The sequence below is a fragment of the Pseudobacteriovorax antillogorgiicola genome (assembly GCF_900177345.1).
GTDB classification, from domain to species: domain Bacteria; phylum Bdellovibrionota_B; class Oligoflexia; order Oligoflexales; family Oligoflexaceae; genus Pseudobacteriovorax; species Pseudobacteriovorax antillogorgiicola.
Window position 1 is genome coordinate 141,706 of sequence record NZ_FWZT01000004.1, and the last position, 16,818, is coordinate 158,523.

The following is a 16,818-nucleotide window of genomic DNA, read 5'->3' on the forward strand; positions in this document are numbered from 1 at the left end:
TAGTAGTCTTGCTTATATAGCCTTTAGTCATCATTCACAGATCGTTTTTGCTAAGTATTTTGAAATTTACCAAGTTTGAATCGGAGCATGATTGTAAAGGCTTGCCGGAAGATCCCGATGAATCCATCAGATAAATCTATGTTGTGATATGTTAGCGAGGCAATCGTGGTCCTAGGCCGATCAGATGATAGTGGCGAAATCTTCGTAAAAGATGAACTTGACCTTTCGAAGGCAAGTTATGCAGAAGGCTTATCCTCAACTGATTTTAATCAGGAAACAGAGGCCTTTCATGTCACCTATGATAGGATATTATTCAAGTCTCCTATGGAAATCATCGCCACAGTGCTCGACGCAAATGGCTACCTAGTGAATCTAGAGAATATAATTGCTTGCGTTGACGACCTAAGCTTTGGAGTTCGGGCTCAGCTGAAGAAGTCTGGTGCTCAGTATCCCGTTGCGAAGAGTTTTATACCTTGTTTACAGTTTCGGCTTCCCAAGAAATCGAAGATTGGGCCGATCCTACAACGGTTCTACGGAGAAATCGAAGCATATGAATCGCGCTTGGCGGAGCTTCAGGGGCATCCGAATAAAAAAGGTCCGAAGCTAAAAGACCCCAAAGAGCTAGATACTCAGCTAAAAAAACTGGAAAAAGAAAATAAGGATCTCCGCGACGAGGTCAACGAGCTGAAATCCCAGCTGGGTAGAATCGTGAAGGCTGAAGCCAGTGCTAATCGTGCCTTGGTAAACCAAAATTTAATGCCACCCAATATTCGGCTCGCGAAAGTTCGTGATGTTGACCTGGCAGAAAGGGTGATCGGCCTCCGAGCAGGACGTACCAATATCAATTTTCCGATGGTCCTCAGTCCTGTAGTCCCAGAACTTGACGATAAGTGCCTTGTCCATATCGAACAGGGACAAGTGCTTGGCGGTTTCTTCTATGAATCGAAGGGGAAGGATATCGATCCTGGGCTGGGAGAAATCCTTTGGGTTGATGGTGACACCTGTAAGATACGAGATCCTGAACGGCGTATCTGGCTGATCAATGCGAAGCATGATGCTGAACGAGAGATGTTTAGTCAAATGAAGCGAGGCGACGAGGTTCTGCTCTATATGCTTGAAGGCAAGGTGGTTCGTATTCAAACCATGAAGCAGGCGCAAAGTTTATACTACATCAGCAAAGTGATGGATGCAGTCACCAAGCAACAACTTAATCGCCGTGATCCTGTGACCCGTAAACAGGGAGAGTCTTAACTTGGACGGTCTGAATCTTAAAAAGTATTTGATGACCAGCCGCAAGCGTTTCGACCCAATCGCACTTGTGATTAGTATCATTGGATTGGTTGCCGTAGTGTTTTCAATTGCAGCAAAAGAGAGTCTGCAAAGTTATTTCGATCTGCGATCAATTCTCGTTGTAGTAGTAGGTACTTTTGCGAGCCTCCTATTCCAATTTGACTTTGGGACATCAATTTATAGCCTTAGACTAGTTATAATGTCGTTTCTGGGTACACCAGAGAAAAAGATTATCGACACTATCCATCAGATTGATGAGGCTATCCTTGAAGATATGAAGCTCCAGGACCTGCGGGAGGGCGATAACATCAATGGTGAGTTACTCAACGATATTGTCTATATGTTCAAACAAGGGCTTTTGTTCGAAGAGATCGACGAATTTGTAACTTCCCGGGTTTCTGATGAGTTTCTGGGGCGCAAAGTTGCGGTCGATCTTCTCCGTCGAGCGGCTATCATTGCCCCAGCACTCGGCTTGTTTGGAACCGTTATCGGATTGATCGGTGTCCTGAAGTCATTGAGCGACCCTAGCCAAATAGGCCCATCCATGTCCCTAGCTTTGATGACAACGGCCTATGGCGCAGGTATTGGTTCTCTAATTTTTACTCCCTTAGCGGGGCGACTTGAGCATCATAATACAATCTACTTGGAAGTCCATCAGCAGATTCTCTCGAAAATTGCTATCCTTCTCAAGCGGGATGAAAGGAACCCCAAGTCAGAATTTAAACCTGAGGGGGTTTCATGAAGCTTCAGGATCTTGCGTCTCAGGCAGAAGATGATAGCCTTACATCGTTCTATATCAGCTTTAGCGATCTAATGGTTTTGCTAGGAGTGTTTTTTGTGATGCTTCTATCGATGAGTAAAGTTGATATTGGGTCCTTTGAAAAGGTAAAGACTAGTTTTAGCGGCAGCACCAAAGGAACTCTGATTGAGCTTGCCTCTCAACTTCGAGAGGTGGTGGAAGGGGTGCCTGGAGTCCCAGGAGTGAGTGTCCATATGGCAGAAGATGGGGTGCGACTGGATTTGGATACCGGAGCACTCTTTGATACCGGATCGGCCAGCGTAAAAGAAGGAGCCTTAGAGCCTCTGACACCACTTCTCGAAACGGTCAAAGGCACTAGTTATACCATTGATGTTGAGGGTCATACCGATGATCTTCCTCTTTATCGTTTCTATAAGGTCGACGATGAAAAGGTTCTTGAGACCAATTGGTCTTTGAGTGGTAGGCGGGCCGCAAGTGTGGTTCATTTTTTACTGCAATCAGGTTTCAAACAAGATCGTTTGAGACTAGTTGGATACGCAAGTACCAGGCCATTGAAGTCAATCAAGGATAAGCGTGGAGATGAACTACAGGCGATTCGTGCAGAAAATCGACGGGTTTCTCTTCTAATAAAGTAGTTTGGATTGGAATGAGCTTTTTATCGAAACAATCTCCTGAAGTCGGCTTTACAGCGAAGTTTGATCGCCAGAATCGATATGTTTTGCGTCGTCGCCGCACCCCTGTCGGGCTATTTGAGTATATCCTAGAAAATAGTATGTCTCAAGAGAAGCTCACCATACCAAGGTACCTTTTCGATCGATTTCGAGCTACCATGCAGTTGATGGCTGATCAACTTGACGAGGAGCGCCTACCTAGCAAAGAAATCGATCATAAGATGTACTTCAAAGATCGCGAGTGCTACCGGTTTCGTTATTCCACCCAAACCATCGATCATCTTGTTATTAACAGTCTGATCCACAATAGTTCACTCAAGGCTCCCAAGGATGCAATACCAGTTCTAATCAAATTGATGTTTCATGAAGGGTTGGAGCATCCCAGTGATACTTTTGATGCAATTATTGATTATCATCGACTTTTTCAGTTCAGCTTTGTGGAAGGCAGCGAAAGTATCACCAGTGGCTTGATTCTAAGGAAGAACGTACTGTCGGAAAATGACAACTATACCCCTTCGTTGGAACCACAGGCTCAAGAAAACAAGGTCTTCTATCCAGGGGAGCAATTTCAAGAAGGTGAGCTTAAAGGTATTGCCCCTATTGCGAGTTCTGGCAGCCCGAAAGAAGGGAGTTTTAAATCAAAGCTCGGACATAGGAATCAGAGTGATAAGAATTATAGCGTGGACTATGACTCGCTGTTTAGCCAGAAAGCGGCTTCAGAGACTAGTGGAACACCGGACCCAAAGCCAAAACCAGCAAGCTTTAAACGAAGCGGCAATACCTTTCCTCTGCCGCTGCTAGCTAGTGATATAAAAGCTGCGAAGTCGAAGGTGTTCAAAGTTGAGCTGTCTATGGAGGATGCAGCGGCGTTTCGGGATGATTTCCTGACGGATCGCAGCTGCGATCTCTTTCTAGGATTTGAAATTATGGATACCATTCATAAGGTGAATGGTAAGCTTAAGACTTATCGGTTTCCTTTGTACTATATGAAAGTGAAGGTTGAAGAGTCGGGGCGCTTTCTTCATATGACTCCACCTAAAGAGCAGGATATCTATCTGAACCATATTGCGCTTATCACCCTGGTAGAGACCCATAGTGGCAAGAAGGGTGATGAACCACTACAAAGATTCTTAGATCACCTCTTGGCTCAAAAGATCGAGGTTAGTAAAGATCTCTATCCCATGAAGATAGTTCGGCAATTGCCTTTTTCTGATGAGGTATTTCAACAAGCTCGCGATATTCTTATTGGTCAGCCCGGAGATCAGGGTAAGGGTGGAATCCTAGAAAACCTAAAAGTCATTGGTATTGAGTGTGATCTAGAGTCTGTGATTGTATACAAAGTCGGTCGGGTTGCAACTCCTACTTCGACTGCTTTGAACAAAGATTTAAGTCAGATTCAGCAGCTGGCTCATGAGCAGCCAGAACGATTCTATCAATCTTTGCTTGGTCGATTTTTGGTTCCTGAGCGCCGTGTGGATCGGGAACGAAGCGATCTTGGAATCCTGGCTATGAATCCGGGCTATCGTCCACGCTCAACCCAGCAACTTATGAGTCATTTAAACGAACACGACTTGATTTTATTGGAAGGCCCACCAGGAACGGGAAAAACATTCACTATTATGAATCTATTTATTCATTGTGTGAATCACGGTAAGCGCTTATTGATCGTCAGTGATCAAAAGGCCGCCTTGCATGCGCTCACCGAGAAGATGGAAGAGTACCTTGTAGGTGCAGACTATAATACTCCATTTGGCAAGAAAACGCTCTCCCTTTGGAAAAGTGCCATTCGAGTTGTGGACGAGGTCGCCGATGAAACCGATGATCTCAAAACTTGGACTGCTAAGCTGATCAAGATGCTTGAACTAGATTACTGCCGGGAGCAAGACTGGCCTGATCGAGACGATCGTTTGGTAGATAAGCTGAACAAACTTGATCAGAGCCAAGAAGTCTTGAGGAAGCAGTTATCAGACATACTCGAACGGAGGTTCGGAGGTCGAAAAGGAGAAACAAAGGTTGCGCCGAAATCCTTTCATCCTACGACAGAGGGTGATATTCGGAATCTTGTGGATTTCTTGCACTTTATCGGGGCGGGTGAACATAGCAAAATTAGGCAGACAGAAGACTATGTCAACAATCAGGAGCTTGCTAAGCGATTCATTGTGAATCGCGAGCAAATGTCAGACGGCGTGCTAGCACCATGTTATGCTTGCTTTGCGATTGATGTCGATGATCTCGGAGTGTGCGTCGATTTTACAATGAAACATGGGGTGATTCTAGACAAACTAGTTGCCACTAAGCCTAGAACCTTAGCAGATTTCCGAGAAGCATTTCCCGATGATGATCGATCTGAATTTAGCAACTTTCTCTTAGAACATTGGCAAAAGGCTTTCACTGATGAGAACACTGGACTGATTAAAAAAATATCTTCCCTTATTAGCCACCCATGTTTGCCCCTGTGGAAGCAATTGGCTGGATTTCTTCAAGATCAGAAGACTCTCCTTGAAGAAGTGAGCAAGATGGAGAGGTCTTATGGCATCATGAGCCAACTTCAAGAGATCCATAAGTCTCTCGATCCCGATCAACAATCTGAAAAAACATCTGCAGCTCTTGAAATCTGTCGATTGACTCAGGATGACTCAGCCGTGGCCAAAGAATCAGTTCATCGCATCTTGCGTCAGATGGCTGACCTTCAAGCTGACCGAGATAGGCTGATTTACCAGCAGTTCCTAACTCGGCTGGGAGATATTTGCTTAGAGGTGATTAAGCCAAGAAAAAATGGAACGAATCTCGTTACGTCTATCAACAACTTGCTAGAATCTCTGAAGGATAGCAAAACCATTGATCATGGTAGTGGTGTTCCGGTGTTGAAGGAGCTCCAAGAAAGACTTGTGGAGGCTTTTCCAGTTTGGCTCTGCCGTAAGCAAAGCGCGTCCTTCCTATTTCCTAGCCAGGCCGATCAGTTTGATTTGGTCATCGTTGATGAGGCTGGTCAATGCCGGGTAGATGATGCGATTCCTTTGCTATACCGCGCGAAAAAACTGATGGTAGTAGGAGACGAGAAGCAAACTGTGCTCGATAAGAACTCTGTGGTTGATGACTACCTTTTTAGCGAGTTTGAGTTAGAAGAGCAACTTCGCACAAGCCAAGCCCGTGGTGTTAAAGGAGGCGGCTCCAATCTCTTCGCTCTAGTTAAATCGATCAAGCAAGGTGGAGTGATGCTGGATGAGCACTATCGCTGCCCACCAGATATAATCGCTTACTCGAATCGCTATGTTTACAACTCCGAATTGAAGATCATGCAGTGGCAGCACCCAACAGCATCATCTTCGGTAGTGGTTGATTATCGCGAGAAGAATCAAGAGCCAAGCAAGAAACCCACATCTGGTCGTTTCAAAGGAATAGAAGTGGATATGATTGATCGCTTCTTTGATTTTGTTGCTGAAACCGTTAAGGCCCTCGAAAGCGAAACTGGCGAACGCATCAATATGGAAACCGATGTTGCGCTCTGTTATTTTCTCCTAAAAAACGAACCATATGTAAAAGAACAAAAGTCGAAGTTCTTACAGAAGCTAAGGCGTGGTAATGATGTGCTTGATGGAGCTGGAGCAGCGCTACAGGGTAAGGAAAGAAAATATATCTTCTACTTATGGGATATCAATCGTAGTAATCTGACTTTCTTTAGGCAAGGTGATGATCCCGACAAGCGAAAAGGTGAATTAAACGTCTTGATGAGTCGACCTAAGGTACGGGCCTATCACTATCTTCACCATAGTTTTGATAGCTTAAAGCATGAAACTGCAAGCATCACCGACTACCTGTGGAAGACACTCCAAAGTCAGGATCTATCAGAAGCAGAACAGGGCTTTAAAAACAAAAGGACCAAGCGTCCTGCGCGAGACTTTAGCCCCTGGCAACGCTCCAGTGGTCAAACGATACTCGCTATTTTATCGTTTATCTGGAAAACAAGAGGCCTGGAATTCCACGATCCAGGTGAACAAACCCACTGTAGTGTCGTGGTCGGGGATCCTCGACGCAAGGTTGATCTGATGGTTCTTGCACCTCCCGGTGGGAAACAGAAATGTGTAGGGGTGGTCGATTTGAGCGCTTTTGAAGATGCTCAGAATCCTTGCGAGGAGCTAATTAACTATTATTTTCAGCTTCAAAGGGTGAAGCCTGCTATGGAGCCAGTGTTTGCATTTTTACACGAGATTGCTGATGAGCGATCAGAGACTTATCGTGATCTTGAGAATTTGGTTCGCTCCTTAATCTCCTAGGGGAAGTGGGTTTACCCATTACACATATCATATTCCCTGTTTTCCAAAAAATTCTCACCTCTAGTGTTGCGTCATATGGCTGCGGAGGACTTTATTGCTGGTGACCAATGCTTACAATTTTTGCTTCAATAGAGACTGGAGGATACTTTTTCCTCCAGACATTATTTAGTTCTCAAAGAGCATCCATACTCCGTCTTCTTATCTTAGCAATGCAATCGTCGACTAGAAGTTCGCCATCTTTAAACACCGTTCGAAGTACATCATCTCTCTGATCATTAGAGTCCACGGTCTCCAAATTGCCATCAACTCCATAAACTAGTTTGAATCGCCCTCGCTTGGACTTTTTGAATGTAGCAGTTACAGGTTCCTTATATACATCGATCTCAGAACCATCAATGGTTACAGAAGAGCATTTAAATGCAAACTTTAGGGTGTCCCGATTGAGCTTCTGAAGTAAGGCTCCACCGCTTCCAAAGGCAATATTATCGGCTGCATATCCACACTCAGTCATTCGCTTCAGAATCTGCTTGCAAGTCTCAAGATCAACACCATCACCTTGGATTAGCCTAAGCTGAGGTGGAAGCAGCTTGTATCCTTTGGCAGTTGTCTGGTAGCCAAACTTATTAGTCAAGATATCAAGGCACTTAATGACCACATCTACCGGGTCGCCTGAGTCAGGCCTAATGACAAGGGTTCCATCTCGTGATAGAACTTTTTCTTTAAGTGCATCCCCCCAATATTCAGAGCATGCTTTAAAAATATCGAAACTATCTGAAACACAGGCTACAAGTCCTGTTGGATATTGGTCCAACATGTTCTCCATTGCCTTTAGCTCACCTTTGCGACCCCAACTAGTGATTGTTGAATGCTCACTAGCAGGTATTGAAAAGGCAGGCATTTCATCCGCGCCGTAGTAGTCTGAAAGCAAGCTAATTGCCGCCATGGTGTCGCTACCTAGAAAATTAAAAAGGTGAGCAGCACCGAGGATTGCAGCAGATTCATCAGAAGATACGCCCCGATAGCCAAAATCATGGAGTTTAAATTCTAGGCCCGCAACTGCTAGAGGATCGCTGGTTTCTTGGAGGTAGTAGGCGATAACCCTTTTGAACGCTAGAGACTGAGTCGCAACAGTTGTTGGCGCCCAAACATGGGTTAGGATTGTTTCTACAAAATTCGTGAGCCAAGGCACTTCTGGATCGGTATTGACGACAGTCATCAAAACGTTTTTTCCATCGATAATAAGACCTTCTGGAACGGCTTTGATTTCTAGGGGAAGTCGTCCATCATAGGTCTCTAGGATGTACTCCCAACCCTTCCTATTGAAGTTTTCCTCACCCATGTGAGCAGCAATAACTTTTTCAGCTTGGTCGATTTTTTCTTTTGTTACAACTTTTCCTAAGAGGTAACGCTTTAAAATATACTGAAGTCCAGCAAACATCGTGTGATTAAACGCTCCTCCGCGAGACTCGAAGTAGCTATAAACATATTGGGTTCCTTTTGGGTATTGCTTGAAGTGAGAAAATTTGTAGCTATCGGATTTTAGGATGAGGTTGTCTAGTAGGTTCATATATTTATTCCCTTTTTAAATTTGATCTGCTTTAGCCACCATGGCTAAAACCTTTTACTCTGAGGCTCCATCACCGGAGCTTCTAGGGCACTGCTGAGAAATCACCTCCTCAGCTTATCTCAACGGACACTCTTGCTAATATCTTCGCGTGAAATAGCGAATGATGTGAATATGATCTTCAAAAAACTCTGCAGACCGCTCATAGGCCTCTTCAATGGGCATCCACCAAGCCTTTGCTGCATCGTCTCCGCCTTTCACCTCGGGAAGCCTTCCCCCATCGGAAAGCTTAAAACAGAATCCGTGTGTTACTGTCCTGCCACGGAGACTTCTATCTGGGTGGTCAAACACTTTTGATTCCGGATTCAGATTTTTTAGATAGTCAGCATTAATGTTGATCGAGGTTTCTTCTTTGAGCTCCTTGATAGCATTATCGAGGAGACCTTTTCTGACGTTAAGGTGGCCCCCCGGAAGAGCTAGCATGCCCACCCCCGGATTCTGTCCGCGCTCTACCACGAGCACGCAGCCATTTTTTATAACCACAGCATCGGTTGTGATGAAAACAGGTGGATAGGGCAGGCTTTGGAATTGCTCCTTGTAGCCTTCATAAAATTGATACTCTTTCTGAAGCGCAACAAAGTCATCTTCCATAACCCATTCTATGAGAAACGCCTTCACCCCCCTTGGGACATCTTTGATGTTCTTAGGGTTTTTCCCTTCAAATAGCTTTCTCCTGATATCGGTTGCAGAAAGGTTCTTATTAGGCACGTGTATGATCTCTCGCTTCCAGCTATCTGGAAGGGAAGCTATGTAGTAGCTACTTTCGTCTTTATTGCAGCCTGTAAGGCAGACTTTTCCAGAAATATTAAGCTCAGACATTTTCTGCTCAACCAACCTTGCAATCTCAGAAAACCATTGAGTGTCATTGTAGAGGTAGTCACGAGCAAATACTAAGTGCACACGCTGCAAGTCGTCATCGTTGAGAGATCTTTCAATCATCTCTCGACGTTGGTCGCCCGAAAAGGGGTTTTTAGGTGTCCTTGATGTCCTATCGGAACCAATAACGAGTATGAGTGTCTCTGCAATTTCGAGGGATCGTTTGATTTCTGATAGATGGGAGTTGTGTAGTGGTTGGAATCTTCCAATAAATACAGCGACTTTATAAGTCATCGGGCAAGCTCCTTGCGCTCTTCACCATGTTCTGATCACTAACCTTAAGTGATCCTTTTGCTAGCCAAACACTGGCTAGCATGCTAACTATCGGCCATTTATTACCAAAAGTAAAGCAAAGAATTAGAGTATTTTGGGCCATGGGACACCTTGTGGTAAACTTACAGATTCCCCCGGCCGCCTGTTTTCTATAACTCTTAGCTATATTTCAATTTAAGGTCTTTCGATAGCCTAAGCAATTTGGCCGTCGTCTTCATTCGGTAGTGGAGGAAGCTCATTTCGAGTCTCCTCTTGCTTCAGCTGTACTGAATCATTCTCAATACTCTTCAGCTCCGAAGCACTCGGATCTATATTTTTAGCCTTAAATGCATTGGTTAGACCGTTGATATCGCTGCCTTTTAGCCCAAGTTCTCCTAGTAAGGAGTCTAGAAGAGGAGCTTGCGCCCGATATTTGAGCGCGCTGTTTACAACTTGATCAGCAAGATTGCTGCTAGAAGAAGGGCCTGTGCTGTGCTGAGAGCCACTCGCGTTACTTAGACCATCGAGCTGGAAGATTTTAATACCTTCGATGCTTTCCATTGGTTTAACGCTTTCCCGAATAATACTTTCAAGGTTCTTAATCAAGTCTAGTTTAACTTTCATGTCGACTTGATCGCTAGAGAGTAGATTGGCTGCTTCATTCAATGCTTTTTGGCCTTCAGCCTCAACTGTATATCGAACTTTTGCCGCCTCCGCTCGCGCTGTTTCAGCTTGAGCTTCACCTTCTGCAACGATTCTAGTCTTTAAGGCTTCAGCCTCAGCTTCAATTTTCATTGCTTCAGCCTTATCGTCAGCAGCCTGTTTTTCCGCTTCAGCTGAAACCTTGATAGCAATAGCGGCTCGTTCGGCTTCTTTAGTTGCTTCAATCAATTCGATCTGCTTAGCTCGCTCGGCAATCTCAGTCTCTCTTGCAGATTTCACTGATTCCTCGGCTTGAACTGCCAAAGCGCGAGCTTTATCGGCAACTGCTTTTGCCTCAGACTGAGCCTTAGACTTTTCTGCGATTGCGATCTCTCGCTCCTGATTGGCGATTTCTATCATCTTCTGTTTTTCAATCTGCTGGGTTTCAACTTCTTTTTGCTTTTTGATTCGCTCTTCTTCAATGGCTCGCTCCGCGAGGATTTGGCTTTGGTCAATTTCCTGCTTGGCGGCGATTTCTGCTTGTTGAGCTTCCTTTTGCTTTGCAAACTGCTCTTTCGCAATTGTAGATTCCTGACTTGCTCGTTCTAAGGACACTTCTTGTTCCTGTTTTAATTTGGCATACTCTGATTCCCTATCGATCTCCAATTTAAGCCTCTGACTCTCCAGGTTTTTATTAGATATCTGAATTTCAGTATCCTGCTCGATGTCGTTTCGAATCTTTCTACGTCGTTCAATTTCTTCTGTAAGTCGAGTCAAACCTTCAGCATCGAACGCATTATTAGGGTTGAAAAACTCTTTTGAAGTTTGGTCTAGGCCTGTGAGAGACACAGACTCTAGCTCTAAGCCGTTCTTTAAAAGGTCTTCCATGACAGCTTGCTGGACTTTCTGGACAAAATCGATCCGTTTTTCGTGAAGCTCTGTCATACTCATTTCTGCTGCAACAGCTCTTAGAGCATCGACAAACTTGCCTTCTACCAAGTCCTTTAGCTCTTCTCGTTGCATAGTTCTTTGACCGAGTGTTTGAGCAGCATTGGCTATGGAGTCTACTGTTGGCTGAACCCGGACGTAGAACTCAGCTACTACATCCACTCGCATGCGATCGCGGGTAATAAGAGCCTGGTTTTTATCCCGGCGTACCTCTAGTCTGAGTGTATTCATATTTACAGGAATGACTTCGTGGAGTACAGGAAATACTAAAGCACCCCCATTCATGACTACCTTTTGACCTCCAAATCCAGTACGAACGTAGGAGATCTCCTTCGAAGCCCGCTTGTACAGTCGAGCAAAGATGATACCAAAAGTAATCAATCCACCAAAAATTATCCCAGCGATAGTCAAGATTGAAGTAGATGCTTCCATAAACAATTCCTAATTAGTGAATTTTCCAGTCGATACTATTGTCTTTAAAACCAATATATGAAGAGCCCTTTTGACTCAAAACGATAACATGTTCTCCTTGACTCCAGCATTCGTCTTGCTGTTCGGGCTCTATCATAATGTAGTGGGTTTGCCCGTGTTCGTCCTTTAGTTTTGCTTGAGCTGGGTTATTGGCTTTAGCCGTTCCTAAAGTTATGGTTGCAATCTTCCCCACAAAGCTTGATCTTTCTACGGCAGAGGATTCATCTTGAGGCATGATTTTAGCAATTAAGGCTGAACCAATTGTCATCATAGGCACAGCAAGAATGAGAGCCGGTAGCCAGCTAACCCAAACAGGAAGGTCGAACCCAAACAAGCCTATAGTGATTCCGTGAAGGAGATAACCTGATAACCCGAAACATAGGAAAAACAGGACAATCAAAAAAGAAGAGGGAATTTTTCTTATATGGAAAAGAGACAGACCATTCTCTATGACTGGAGTGCTGCCAAGATCAATTTCGATCATTGCTTCGAAACTAGAGAGAAACCCCGTTCCTAAAATAAGACCCAAGAGTTCTAGGGTAAATATGAGGCAAACAACTGTCAGGCTTGCGGTAAAAAGGACATTACTATCGTGCAGTAAAAATTCCATGATGATCGATTGGCTCCAGCCATTGGTAAGTGGGCAGATCGAGTGGATGAACTGGCAGTTTATTCGGCTTCGCCGTTGCAAGACTGTACTTGAGCCGAAAAAATTGTTTTAAAGAGCCAAGACTCCAATGCTTTTATTCGTTCCGACTTGAGATTTACAATTCTTTTTTGGAGTAAATATGAGCGAATATATTCACGTATTTATCCATTCGACTTAATCTCAGACATCTCTACACCTATTGATAGACTCTTACTTCCTAGAAATATTGCGATAAAAATCTGGGTGAAAATAGATCATCGAACGCCCTAGCCTGACGAGTTCTACCCATGGCATCAGGGTCATTGGGAAGCAAGCCGCAGGAGAGTGGCTTTCGAGTATGTCATTTGGGATTGTTTCAGGTAGAGTCCGCTATGCTTTAGCGAACCCCATGCGCAAATTAATGTTTTTTTGAAAAGCGGCTAGCGCGGGTTCCAGTACCGATTAGCTTTCAGTGCTCCGTCAAAAGACTGAATCACGTCTCTCATATCTATGTATTTATAGTTCGCATTCACGGTACTGCCATCCGATGAGGTGTTCTGATCATCGTGCACGACCATCATCCCATTTGGAAAATGGGGAAGAGGCGCACTCATAATTGCCAAGCCATCTGAATCTGTGACTTTATCAAAGAGTCGACTATCATCGATTTTTAAGCTACCAAGGTAGCCACTGTCCTCATTGCCATCAGATTCAGACATCTTCTCTAGATCAAAGAAAGCAAATTGACTAATGCCTTGCATGGAGGCTATGAGGTAACCCTTGCCCTTACCCCTATGGTAGAGGGATAAGCCCTCGACATCATCAGTAAATGGAAACTCACCAGCCGGGACTCCATCAACTTTACTGCCCGTGACTCTCACAGCAAGACTAGGCTCGTTGTCGAGTTCGTCTAGGTCGACACGCCAGATGCCGAGCCTCTCCATACCGATATATACGACCTCGTTTTCCTGATCTACAACACATCCCTCAAGTTGATGGCCACTTTCCTCGAATTCCGCAGCGACTACGGCTTCAATTCCACCTTCTTGATCAATCTCTTCACGTTCGTCAGGGTCTGAATTGTAGTCATGTGTGACATCTTTCAGGATGAGTTCTTTAATAAATGCTTGTTCCGTAGCAGATGTGTACTTCGTCAGATCTATCGATGGTAGAGCCTTAGAAACAAACTTGTTTCGATAGCCTTTGAGGTGGTAAATGAGTACCTTTCCGCTTTTTAGAGGCAAGAAGACAAGGGCATCTCGTTTGTTCTCTGGATGCTTACTGGTACAAATTCCGTAAGGCTCATCGGTCAATGGTATCTCCGGGAGGCTTTTAATTCTGGTGATACCTCGGCGATCAGAAATGCTGAAAAGCGAGATAGAATCATTTTTCCGGTTACTTGCCACGGCGAGGTCTATGCTTTGCTTATCAAGTCCGACATCATAGGCAATATCCACATTGTTTAGTCGCCCGACTTTGAATGATTCTATTTCCTTGCCATTCAAATCATAAACGTAGAGGCCCCCATCGCCCGAACTGCCATCATCATTATCTTTGTTTTTGCTAACGCCAAGAACGAGCGAGCGCTTAGCATCAGTGGGATGAAGCCAGATCTCGGCATCGTCTGTTGAATCAAGCCCCTGCGGAATCGGGGTTGTCTCTGCTACGGGGCTAACCACGACGGTGTCTTTGAAATGGGAGCCATAGCCTAGCGATGCTAAAGAGCCTAAGCAAAGTCCTAAAATACCTACTTTTGACATGGAAAATGCTGTCATAAATAATCCTTTTCTAAAATTTTTCTGTAGCTAGCAGATTTGATTTGCCTAGCAATAAATTCAAGGATAATTTTCAGCAAAGATTTTAACCATGCCACTTCACCAGTCTCTATTGGGTCTTGAGCTACTCAACCTCATGGCAGCACTTGACACCTCTCGGACCTTCACAATTTTCACGCGTGTTCCAGGGGTAAATAGCGATGCGTTGGCCAGTGTAGTGCGGTTTGTTCTACTCAAAATAACTGTGAGGGCAATAGAAAAGTACTAGAACCTGTCTTAAGGATAAGAAGTTTTTTCGGTCATTCAAATCAAAAAGGATAATTCAGGAGGCATGTAAGAGGGAAAAGTAGCATTCTCATCTCTCTATGCCTACTTTCGATGACGCCCTCCCATGTTCAAGGAATTATTATCTGGATCATAAGAGGCTTATGCGTGTTTAGCTTATTGGCTACTACGCTCCTTTAAGTTCAATTTGATTCTTCTCTTTACTGTGGTCAACTCCAATTCGCACCTGCCTGATATTGAAGTATTTGTAGTAGAGCCACCGAGCTTCCTCATCATCTCGAATTCTTAAGCCATGAAGATCAAGCTTGGTATAGTCGTCTTGCAGATCGGCAGATAGGTTTTTATACACTTCATCAGAAATAATTGTAATGCTGCCTTTTTTTAGCCTCTGCTTTTGAATCAGAACCCGGCGCATGCTTTCATAGCGATTGGCCTTGATGATGGCATCACCGAAAACATCGTATTGCTTCATCCCAATTTTAGGAAAAGAACCCTTGATTTCACCCGCAGCGATTCCAATAGAGCTAAGAATCTCACGATCTTGAAAGTGGGTTCGAGCTAGCTGATATAGAATTTGATTGAATTGGTCTGCAAGCAGTACGGCATTATCATAGATAGATCCTGGAGACTTAAAGGGAAACCCAATGGAGCAAAGAAAACCATCGCCCACTTCCTTGATCATAAATGCATTTGCTACCAGCTCATGGGGATCGTAATAGGATATCATAAGTCGGTGACACCGCTTCATTACCGCTTCGAAAAACTCATAATTGATATTATAGCCGAGTCGGCTGCTATCTTGGATGTCAAAAAATATGACGCAAGCAGATGATGAGTTTACAGGCATAGTTTCTTCCAATTGAAGGCCACCTTCCATCTGACTGAGTTGATGAGGGTAGAACACTTTATCGAGCTGCTTATGATAGTGATACTTTTGATTCATCTCTGTTCTGGTTTTTTTTCTTTCTAAATTCAAGCGGTATCCAAGAGCGATAGATAGGATCAAGCCTTCGAGTGCCACCCCTATGTTTTGAAGGTTCATTGTCAGATCATTGATAGGTATAAGTCCTTGTGTGGTGCCCATAAATGATAGATTGCCAATGACGAGCAATAGCCAAGCCGCTGTGAAGTACTGAGCCAACCGATATTTGCGAATGGAGGCGGAAATGCTCGCCACGATGATGGTGATGCTTGCTAAGGAACCACTGACAATCGTAAACTCGACGGCCTCTGGGGAAAGGTCAGTGGCAAGACAAGCGATAATTGCAAGGATAGCCAGTGCGGAACAAAATTGCATAGCTCGCATCCAGAACCGCATAGACTCTGCCATGTTTAAGAAGGAAATTGCAAAGATGCTGGCAAAAACTACGGTCACTTGACCACCGATCACCACACCGTAGTTTGTGAACCAATTGATTGACTCTCGGGTCGGGTCGATAAACACCAGCAAACCTGAGAACCCTACCAAACTCCATGTAGCTGAAATATAATACAGAAAGTAGTAGAAGAAATAGCGATCTCTGGCACTGAGGAAGATGAAAAAGTTAAAGACTGCCATGGTTACCATTCCTCCAAAACATAGTCCTAGACTCAATGTGAGCATACGAACCCGACTAAGGAATGGCTCTGGGTACCACATATCAAGATGGGTGATGATGGGGCTGTTAGTCTCAAATCGAAGGAGTAAGTGGCTTGTCACGAGGCTTGGATCAGGCTGGAAAGTGAAAAGATGATGTTTGATTTCACGGTTTGAGAAGGGTCTTAAATCACCGACGGCACTTTTTTTAACCACCTTCCCCTGGTCGTTGAGCTGATAGAAGTCGAGTTTATCAACCAATGGAAACGGATATTCGATTATGAATTCGTGGCCGTTGGGATTCAAAATAGTGACATATAGCCAAATTTGTTTCTGCTGCACCCCTACAGCGCTAACCTTAAGATCTTTGAATAAGTGCCTCAACTGAAACGCAGATTTAGGAGTAATCAAGGAATCCTGACTCATCATTTTAAGATGTTGATTGATTTGTGGGCCTTGAGCGTCGCTATGGATCACGAAAAGTCGATCAGCTTCACTCCCTAAGCATAGATTGCTTAGGAGAGTAAGCATGAAGACCAGGACAAATGGAATCACTTGACCTATTATTGAGTGAGTGTTTTTTCTAGTGGTTGTCTTCAAAAGTATCCTCCAGAATACCTTTCGGCTTTGTAATATCCTTGTGGATAGGCATTTCTTGCCGGAAAATTTCTCTAGGAAAGTAGTTTTTATGGGGCTATCTACGATCGAGACAACAAGGACTTTAGTAGTTTAAAGGGATGGATTTG

The 16,818-nt window shown here is 44.2% G+C and carries 10 protein-coding genes; 4 read left to right on the forward strand and 6 right to left on the reverse strand.

Features of this window, described 5'->3' with window-relative positions; all coding sequences use genetic code 11:
- Positions 1-165 precede the first annotated feature (165 nt).
- The 4 genes from B9N89_RS06795 to B9N89_RS06810 are packed head-to-tail and all read left to right on the forward strand — an operon-like array spanning position 166 to position 6,995.
- Entirely contained in the window at positions 166-1,251 is a 1,086-nt protein-coding gene (locus B9N89_RS06795) for a hypothetical protein (RefSeq protein WP_132316815.1), read from the forward strand.
- Position 1,252: 1 nt separating this feature from the next.
- A complete protein-coding gene (locus tag B9N89_RS06800; protein WP_132316813.1) occupies positions 1,253-2,032 on the forward strand; it encodes a motility protein A in 780 nt (259 codons plus the stop codon).
- Positions 2,029-2,685, forward strand: coding sequence for an OmpA/MotB family protein (locus B9N89_RS06805; RefSeq protein ID WP_132316811.1), 657 nt, complete (start codon positions 2,029-2,031; stop codon positions 2,683-2,685). The genes B9N89_RS06800 and B9N89_RS06805 overlap by 4 nt, the downstream gene beginning before the upstream one ends.
- 11 nt (positions 2,686-2,696) lie before the next feature.
- Positions 2,697-6,995 carry an AAA domain-containing protein gene (locus tag B9N89_RS06810; RefSeq protein ID WP_132316809.1) on the forward strand — a complete coding sequence of 1,433 codons (4,299 nt, stop codon included), beginning with the start codon at positions 2,697-2,699 and terminating at the stop codon, positions 6,993-6,995.
- 172 nt (positions 6,996-7,167) lie between these two features.
- On the opposite strand, the gene B9N89_RS06815 is transcribed toward B9N89_RS06810, so the two are convergent.
- The 6 genes from B9N89_RS06815 to B9N89_RS06840 all read right to left on the reverse strand — a co-directional run bounded on the left by B9N89_RS06815 (position 7,168) and on the right by B9N89_RS06840 (position 16,672).
- Positions 7,168-8,562 (reverse strand): nicotinate phosphoribosyltransferase, encoded by a 1,395-nt coding sequence (locus B9N89_RS06815; protein WP_132316807.1) that lies wholly within the window; start codon positions 8,560-8,562, stop codon positions 7,168-7,170.
- Positions 8,563-8,697: 135 nt separating this feature from the next.
- Positions 8,698-9,729 (reverse strand): bifunctional nicotinamide-nucleotide adenylyltransferase/Nudix hydroxylase, encoded by a 1,032-nt coding sequence (locus tag B9N89_RS06820; RefSeq protein ID WP_132316805.1) that lies wholly within the window; start codon positions 9,727-9,729, stop codon positions 8,698-8,700.
- Between the two features lie 231 nt (positions 9,730-9,960).
- Positions 9,961-11,769: a flotillin family protein gene (locus B9N89_RS06825; protein WP_132316803.1), complete on the reverse strand. Its 1,809-nt coding sequence runs from the start codon at positions 11,767-11,769 to the stop codon at positions 9,961-9,963.
- Positions 11,770-11,782: 13 nt separating this feature from the next.
- Positions 11,783-12,418, reverse strand: coding sequence for a YqiJ family protein (locus tag B9N89_RS06830; protein WP_132316801.1), 636 nt, complete (start codon positions 12,416-12,418; stop codon positions 11,783-11,785).
- 458 nt (positions 12,419-12,876) lie between these two features.
- The gene (locus tag B9N89_RS06835; RefSeq protein WP_132316799.1) at positions 12,877-14,211 is read right to left on the reverse strand and encodes a phytase; all 1,335 of its coding nucleotides are present in this window, start codon (positions 14,209-14,211) and stop codon (positions 12,877-12,879) included.
- A gap of 451 nt (positions 14,212-14,662) precedes the next feature.
- Positions 14,663-16,672, reverse strand: a complete 2,010-nt coding sequence (locus B9N89_RS06840; RefSeq protein ID WP_132316797.1) for a 7TM diverse intracellular signaling domain-containing protein — start codon at positions 16,670-16,672, stop codon at positions 14,663-14,665.
- Positions 16,673-16,818 lie beyond the last annotated feature (146 nt).

Coding starts and splice junctions, on each gene's coding strand:
- B9N89_RS06825 (WP_132316803.1), bottom strand. CDS start 11,769: ATGGAAGCATCTACTTCAATCTTGACTATCGCTGGGATAATTTTTGGT.
- B9N89_RS06820 (WP_132316805.1), bottom strand. CDS start 9,729: ATGACTTATAAAGTCGCTGTATTTATTGGAAGATTCCAACCACTACAC.
- B9N89_RS06835 (WP_132316799.1), bottom strand. CDS start 14,211: ATGACAGCATTTTCCATGTCAAAAGTAGGTATTTTAGGACTTTGCTTA.
- B9N89_RS06815 (WP_132316807.1), bottom strand. CDS start 8,562: ATGAACCTACTAGACAACCTCATCCTAAAATCCGATAGCTACAAATTT.
- B9N89_RS06830 (WP_132316801.1), bottom strand. CDS start 12,418: ATGGAATTTTTACTGCACGATAGTAATGTCCTTTTTACCGCAAGCCTG.
- B9N89_RS06810 (WP_132316809.1), top strand. CDS start 2,697: ATGAGCTTTTTATCGAAACAATCTCCTGAAGTCGGCTTTACAGCGAAG.
- B9N89_RS06805 (WP_132316811.1), top strand. CDS start 2,029: ATGAAGCTTCAGGATCTTGCGTCTCAGGCAGAAGATGATAGCCTTACA.